The organism is Methylobacterium frigidaeris, from assembly GCF_022179185.1.
Lineage (GTDB): Bacteria > Pseudomonadota > Alphaproteobacteria > Rhizobiales > Beijerinckiaceae > Methylobacterium > Methylobacterium frigidaeris.
On the sequence record NZ_BPQJ01000008.1, the window covers coordinates 213,275 to 219,910 of the forward strand.

The window sequence follows — 6,636 nt, forward strand, 5'->3', positions numbered from 1 at the left end:
TTCCGGACCCGAACCGCCCCATGATCCCTCGTCGCCTGCTCCATGCCGAAGGGCCGCCGGCCGGGCGGGCCTCGATGGCGCGCGGCACCTCTCTCCGCTCGCGCATCCCCGCGATCCGATGGCGGATCGCAGGCTTCCCATTCGCCCGCGAGGGGGCGACCGCGGTGGAGTTCGGGCTGATCGGGATGCCGTTCCTCTGCCTCGTCGCGGCGATCACCGAGACCGCGCTGGCGTTCTTCGCCGGCCAGGTCCTCGACAACGCCGTCTCGAGTGCGGCCCGCCAGCTCTATACCGGGCAGTTCCAGGCCGCCCGCGCGGCTGATCCGGCTCCGCCCGCCAATACCACGACGCAGCAGGTCGCATTGCAGAAGTTCAAGGACGCGATCTGCAACAGCCGGGTCGCGATCTTTTCCTGCAGCACCGTCAAGGTCGACGTGCTGACGGTGACCGACGGTACCACCTACACGCCGGCAAGCCCGGTCGATGCCGGCTCGCGGTCCTGGCGAAACGACTTCGGCACAAAGTACCAGAATCCGGGACCGAGCCAGATCGTGATCGTGCAGGCGGCAGTGGAGTTCCCGGTCTTCTTCGGCTTCCTCAACCCCAACACCCTCTCGAACGGCAGAAGGGTGCTGCAGAGCACCGTGGCCTTCCGCACGGAGCCGTTCTCATGAGCGCTCGGCGTGCGTCGGACCTCCCGTGCGCCCTCCGGTCTGCGCTCGCCCGCTTCCGGTGCGGGCGGGACGGCGTCGCCGCGGTCGAGTTCGCGCTGGTGCTGCCGCTCCTGCTGCTGCTCTATTTCGGCACGACCGATCTCGCCGGCTACATCAGCAACTTCCGCAAGGTGACGCTGGCGGCCCGCACCGTAGCCGATCTGGTGGCGCGGGAGGGGGGCGACATTTCGGCGGCCCAGTTCGCCACCATCGTGAAGGCCGGGCAGGCGGTGCTGGCCCCCTATGACGGCGCCACGGCTCGGATCTCCGCGAAGGCGATCGGCGTCTACGACGCGGGCGGCAGGGCCAAGGTCTGTTCCTATGCGGTGGATGCCGGCAACGCCGCCGCATCGGCCCCGACCGGCCCGACCGAGGTGCCGCCGGTGCCCGACGCCTTCAAGAGCGCGGGTGCCCGCTACGTCGTCGTCGAACTGACGATGGCCTACAGGCCGACCTTCGTCGCCAGCTTCGCCAAGCGGTTCAACCTCGGCACCCTGACCGAGTCCGTGATCTGGCCGGTGCGCAACGGCAGGGTCTACAACGTCTCGGTCACCTCGGTCCCGGAAGTCGTGCTGCCGACCGTCGTCTCCAACAGCAACGGCGGGGCCTGCCCGAGCACCTGAAAAAGCCGGTCTCACACGAAAGCCGGCTGAAAGCGTATCATCCCCGCAAGATCATCCGGCCCGCCGCGACCTCGAACCCGCGCAGGCGGCGCAGGAACGACATGCCGAGCAGGCTGGTCTCGAGACGCCCGCCCGGCAGCACCAGGGCCTCGACGTCGCGCACCGTGATCCCGCCGAGGCGCATCTCCCGCACCCGCACGCGCGCCGCCGGCACCGTGCCGTTGGCGGTGGCGACCCGCGCGGTGTAGTCGCGCTCGGCAACGGTGAGCCCGATCCGGCCCGCATCCTCGCGGGTGAAGACGCAGAGCGTGGCGCCGGTATCGACCAGCATGCGCAGCACCTGCCCGTCGACCTGCGGGTGGGCCCGGAAATGGCCGGACAGGTCTTGGGCCAGGGTCACACTGGGATCGGATCCCGGCGCGGCCTGAACCACCCCGGCCGCAGAGGCCGAGAGTGGGGCCGAGAGTTGGGCCGGGGCTGCGGCCGGGCCGCGGCCGATCCGGGCGAATCGCTCGGTCATCGACCCGCCGGCGACGGCGGCGACGGCGAGCACGCCGAGGGCCCAGAGGATCGGGCGCGTCACGATGAGTCTCCGAAATCGGGGAGGGCGGGTGGGGAAGACCGGGGCGAGGCTCGCGCCCGACCGGTTAAGGATCCGTCCGGCGACCGCGTGAAACTCCGGCGCAGTTCTCGATCTCTCCCTCGAGCTTTCTTGATCCTTGCCCGTCCTTGCCATCGGGGCTCGCGTCTGCTAGCAGCACCCCGCCCGCCGGACACCCTTGGAGGCCGGATTCCCGCCAGGGAACGGGCGTGGCGACGTCGGTTCACAGGGCCGTCCTCGAGGGGGCGGCCTTCGGCGTTTGAGCCATCTATCAACACTGAATTTAAGGATCACGCCATGAGCGCCGTGAAGCCGCTTGAGGCCGTGGCACGCGACCGGGTCGGCAAGGGGGCCGCCCGGGCCGTTCGTCGCCAGGGCCAGGTGCCGGCCGTCATTTACGGGGGCAACCAGCCGCCGCAGGCCATCGCCGTCGACCTCATCCGCACCCGCACCCTGATCTACGCCGGTGGTTTCCTGACCACCGTGTTCGAGATCACCGCCGGCGGTCGCAAGGTCCGGGCGATCCCGCGCGACTACCAGCTCGACCCGGTCACCGGCGTGCCGCTGCACGTCGACTTCCTGCGCGTCGTCGCCGGCCAGACGGTCGAGGTCGCGGTGCCGGTGCACTTCTCGAACGAGGATGCGGCCCCAGGCATCAAGCAGAACGGCGGCACGCTCAATGTCGTGCACCACACCGTCGCGGTCGAGGTCGCGCCCGAGTCGATCCCCGACGCGATCACCGTCGACCTGACCGGCAAGAACATCGGCGACACCATCCACGTCTCCGACCTGCCCGTGCCGGCCGGCGCCACCCTCGCCCTCGACGGGGCCGAGGTGGTGGCCACCATCGTGCCGCCGACGGTGCTCGGCGCCGAGGTCGAGGCCGAGGAGGCCGCGGTGGCCGAGGCCGCCCGCGCCGAGTCGGCTGCCGAGGCCGCCGAAGAGGCTGCCGAGGGCGAGGCCGCCAAGGAGGACTGAGCCGGTCTCCGGCTCCGGCCTCACCTGTTCAATCGGGACGCCCCGGTCGCGAGACCCGGGGCGTTTCCGCTTTCTCGGGGAGCTTTCTGTCGCCATGCGGCTGTTCGTCGGCCTCGGCAATCCCGGCACCCGCTACGCGGGCAACCGGCACAATATCGGCTTCATGGCGCTCGACGCGATCGCCCGCCGGTACCGCGCCGCGCCGTGGCGCCGCAAGTTCCAGGGCGAGAGCACCGAGGCGGTGATCGGCTCCGAGCGCGTGCTGCTCTTGAAGCCCCTGACCTACATGAACGAATCGGGCCGGGCGGTCGCCGAGGCGCAGCGCTTCTACAAGATTCCCCTCGAGGACGTGGTGGTGTTCCACGACGAGCTCGACCTCGCGCCCGCCAAGCTGCGGGTGAAGAAGGGCGGCGGCAATGCCGGCCATAACGGGCTGCGCTCGATCACGGCGCAATGCGGCAACGAGTATTGGCGTGCCCGCCTCGGCATCGGGCATCCGGGCGACAAGGCGCTCGTCCACGCCTACGTGCTCAACGACTTCGCCAAGGCCGAGACTCCTTGGGTCGAGGACCTCTGCGACGCGATGGCCGACGCCGCCGAGCTGCTGGCCGCGGGCGAGGATGCCCGCTTCCAGAACAAGGTCCACCTCGCCATGGCCGGGCGGGGCTGGGACGAGGTGAAGCGCGTGGGCGAGAAGCCGGCTTGACCCGTGCCCCCTAACCCCCCAATGGCGACGCGACAGGGCCGCGGGCCGGCGGTCTACACGAATCGAACGGACTGATCTGATGGGCTTCAAATGCGGCATCGTCGGCCTGCCGAACGTCGGCAAGTCGACGCTCTTCAACGCGCTGACGCAGACCGCGGCGGCGCAGGCGGCGAACTACCCGTTCTGCACCATCGAGCCGAATGTCGGCGAGGTGGCGGTGCCGGATAGCCGGCTCGACAACCTCGCCCGGATCGCCTCCTCGAAGGAGATCATCCCGACTCGCCTGACCTTCGTCGACATCGCCGGCCTGGTGCGCGGCGCCTCGAAAGGGGAGGGGCTCGGCAACCAGTTCCTCGCCAACATCCGCGAGGTCGACGCCATCGCGCACGTCGTGCGCTGCTTCGAGGACGGCGACGTCACCCACGTCGAGGGCAAGGTCGACCCGATCGCCGACATCGAGACGATCGAGACCGAGCTGATGCTGGCCGACCTCGACAGCCTCGAGAAGCGCGTCACCGCGCTCGAGAAGAAGGCCAAGGGCTCCGACAAGGAGGCCAAGGAGGTCCTCGATCTCGTCCAGCGGGCGCTGCCGCTCCTGCGCGACGGCAAGCCGGCCCGCCTCGTCCAGCGCAAGCCGGAGGAGGAGCGCCTCTTTTCCCAGCTCGGCCTGATGACGGCGAAGCCCGTGCTCTACGTCTGCAACGTCGAGGAGGGATCGGCCGATTCGGGCAACGCCCACTCGGCCGCCGTCTTCGCCCGCGCTTCGGCGGAGGGCGCCAAGGCCGTCGTCGTCTCGGCCAAGATCGAGAGCGAGATCGCGGTGCTGCCGCCGGACGAGCAGGTCGAGTACCTGGAGGCGGTCGGCCTCGCCGAGCCGGGCCTGAACCGGGTGATCCGCGCCGGTTACGAGCTTCTGGGTCTCATCACCTACTTCACCGTCGGGCCGAAGGAGGCCCGGGCCTGGACCATCACCAAGGGCACCCGCGCCCCGGCCGCCGCCGGGGTGATCCACACCGACTTCGAGAAGGGCTTCATCCGCGCCGAGACCATCGCCTTCGCCGATTACACGGCGCTGAAGGGCGAGGCGGGAGCCCGAGAGGCCGGCAAGCTCCGGCTCGAGGGCAAGGAGTACCTGGTGCAGGACGGCGACGTGCTGCATTTCCGCTTCGCCAACTGAGGCACGGAAGGCAGGGATGGACCTCGTCCGGCGCCACGACTGGGACCTGACGCCGGCGCAGGCGATCGCGCTCCAGCGCCAGCTCGCCGCCGAGGTCGTGGCCGACCGGCCCCTCGCCCTCGACGCCGTGCGTCTCGTCGCCGGCGTCGATGTCAGCGTGAAGAACGACCGCTCGCACGCGGCGATCGTGGTCGCGACCTATCCGGATTTCCGGGTGGTCGAGACCGTGACGGCGCTGATGCCGACGCCGTTTCCCTACGTGCCGGGCCTCCTCAGCTTCCGCGAGGGCCCGGTGCTGGAGGAGGCGTTCGGGCGCCTCCAGGCCGAGCCGGACGTCTTCCTGTTCGACGGCATGGGCACGGCGCATCCGCGCCGGATCGGCATCGCCAGTCATATGGGCCTGTGGCTCCAGCGCCCGACGATCGGCGTCGGCAAGACCCGGCTCTGCGGCCGCAACGCGCCGCTCGACGAGGCGAAGGGCGCGCACCAGCCGCTGATCGATCGGGCTGAGACCATCGGCGCGGTCGTCCGTACGCGCACGGGCAAGCATCCGCTCTTCATCTCCCCCGGCCACCTCGCCGACATCCCGACGAGCGTCGCCCTGGTGCTGGCCTGCGCGCCGAAATTCCGGCTGCCGGAGCCGATCCGCCTCGCCCACAAGGCCGCCGGCGCTTTCAGTTGAGACCCTGGCCGTGCTAGCCCGGCGGCCCGAAACGCCGCCGGACGCCCGTCATGCCCCGCTACTGCTTCGAGGATCTCACGCCCGGCTTCCGGCTCGATTTCGGGCCGCTTCCGGTGAGCCGCGACGACATCGTGGGCTTCGCCCGCGAGTTCGACCCACAATCCTTCCACACCGACGAGGCGGCGGCGGAAAAAAGCTTCGTCGGCGGGCTGATCGCCTCGGGCTGGCATACCTGCGCGCTCGGCATGCGCCTCGTCGCCGACGGCTTCATCCTGCAATCGAGCTCGATGGGCTCTCCCGGGATCGAGGAAGTGCGCTGGCTGCGTCCGGTCCGCCCCGGCGACGCCCTGTCGATGCGCATGAGCGTCACCGAGAGCCGGCCCTCCGGCAGCAAGCCCGACCGCGGCTTCGTGCGCGTCCTGCTCGAGATCGCGAACGGCGCCGGCCAGCCGGTGATGACCCAGGATTTCTGGGCGATGTTCGGCCGACGCGGCACGCCGCCGCTGCCGCCTCGCCCGCGCCCGCCCGAGGAGCAGACGCCCGCCGACCTGCCGGAGGGGGAGGCGCTGCCGCCGGCCTGTCTGGAGGACATGCCGCTGAACCGGCCTTTCGACCTCGGCGCGCATCACTTCACCCGCGACGACATCCTGCGCTTCGCCCGCGCCTTCGACCCGCAGCCCTTCCACGTCGACGAGGCGGCGGCGGCGCAAACGCATTTCGGCGGCCTGTGCGCTTCCGGCTGGCACACCGCCGCGGCCTGGATGAAGCGGATGGTGGCGGCCCGCGACCGCGGCCGCATGCTCGCGCTGGAGCGGGGCGAGCCGGTGGTCGAGGGCGGTCCCTCGCCGGGCTTTCGCGACTTGCAATGGTTGAAGCCGGTCTATGCCGGCGACACGATTCGCTACGACGTGACCCTGACCGAGGCCCGGCCCTCGCGCACCCGGCCGGGCTGGGGCGTGGTCAGCCATACGGCGACCGGGACGAACCAGCGGGGCGAGGCGGTTTTTCGGTTCGCGGGGGCGTGGCTGGCGCCGAGTCGGGGTGCGTGAGGCAGAGCCTAGATGAAAAGCGTCATCCCATCCACGACCTCATCCTGAGGTGTCATACCACCGCGCTTAAGCATTGACGCGTGCGATGTATTTGAAGTTGGCGATGG

Annotated in this window: 8 protein-coding genes; 7 read left to right on the forward strand and 1 reads right to left on the reverse strand. The window is 70.3% G+C overall.

The annotated features are described in order from the left end of the window. Positions 1-20: 20 nt before the first annotated feature. Complete coding sequence (locus MFF64_RS11390; RefSeq protein WP_238190797.1) at positions 21-674, forward strand: TadE/TadG family type IV pilus assembly protein; 654 nt, start codon at positions 21-23, stop codon at positions 672-674. Further along, positions 671-1,336 carry a TadE/TadG family type IV pilus assembly protein gene (locus MFF64_RS11395; protein ID WP_099904948.1) on the forward strand — a complete coding sequence of 222 codons (666 nt, stop codon included), beginning with the start codon at positions 671-673 and terminating at the stop codon, positions 1,334-1,336. Before MFF64_RS11390 ends, MFF64_RS11395 begins: the two co-directional genes overlap by 4 nt. 37 nt (positions 1,337-1,373) lie before the next feature. Here MFF64_RS11395 and MFF64_RS11400 read toward each other — a convergent pair whose 3' ends face one another. Continuing rightward, entirely contained in the window at positions 1,374-1,919 is a 546-nt protein-coding gene (locus MFF64_RS11400; protein ID WP_099904946.1) for a retropepsin-like aspartic protease family protein, read from the reverse strand. Positions 1,920-2,234: 315 nt separating this feature from the next. Between MFF64_RS11400 and MFF64_RS11405 the strand changes: the two genes are divergently transcribed. The 5 genes from MFF64_RS11405 (at position 2,235) to MFF64_RS11425 (ending at position 6,529) form a co-directional block, all read left to right on the forward strand. Further along, positions 2,235-2,915, forward strand: a complete 681-nt coding sequence (locus MFF64_RS11405; protein WP_099904944.1) for a 50S ribosomal protein L25/general stress protein Ctc — start codon at positions 2,235-2,237, stop codon at positions 2,913-2,915. A 94-nt stretch (positions 2,916-3,009) separates the two neighbouring features. Next, positions 3,010-3,621: an aminoacyl-tRNA hydrolase gene (pth, locus tag MFF64_RS11410; RefSeq protein ID WP_238190798.1), complete on the forward strand. Its 612-nt coding sequence runs from the start codon at positions 3,010-3,012 to the stop codon at positions 3,619-3,621. A gap of 79 nt (positions 3,622-3,700) precedes the next feature. Further along, on the forward strand, positions 3,701-4,798 hold the full coding sequence (gene ychF / locus MFF64_RS11415; protein ID WP_238190804.1) for a redox-regulated ATPase YchF: 1,098 nt from the start codon (positions 3,701-3,703) through the stop codon (positions 4,796-4,798). Between the two features lie 16 nt (positions 4,799-4,814). Then, positions 4,815-5,480, forward strand: coding sequence for a deoxyribonuclease V (gene nfi / locus MFF64_RS11420; protein ID WP_238190806.1), 666 nt, complete (start codon positions 4,815-4,817; stop codon positions 5,478-5,480). A 50-nt stretch (positions 5,481-5,530) separates the two neighbouring features. Next, complete coding sequence (locus tag MFF64_RS11425; protein ID WP_099901518.1) at positions 5,531-6,529, forward strand: MaoC family dehydratase; 999 nt, start codon at positions 5,531-5,533, stop codon at positions 6,527-6,529. The last annotated feature ends 107 nt before the right edge of the window (positions 6,530-6,636 follow it).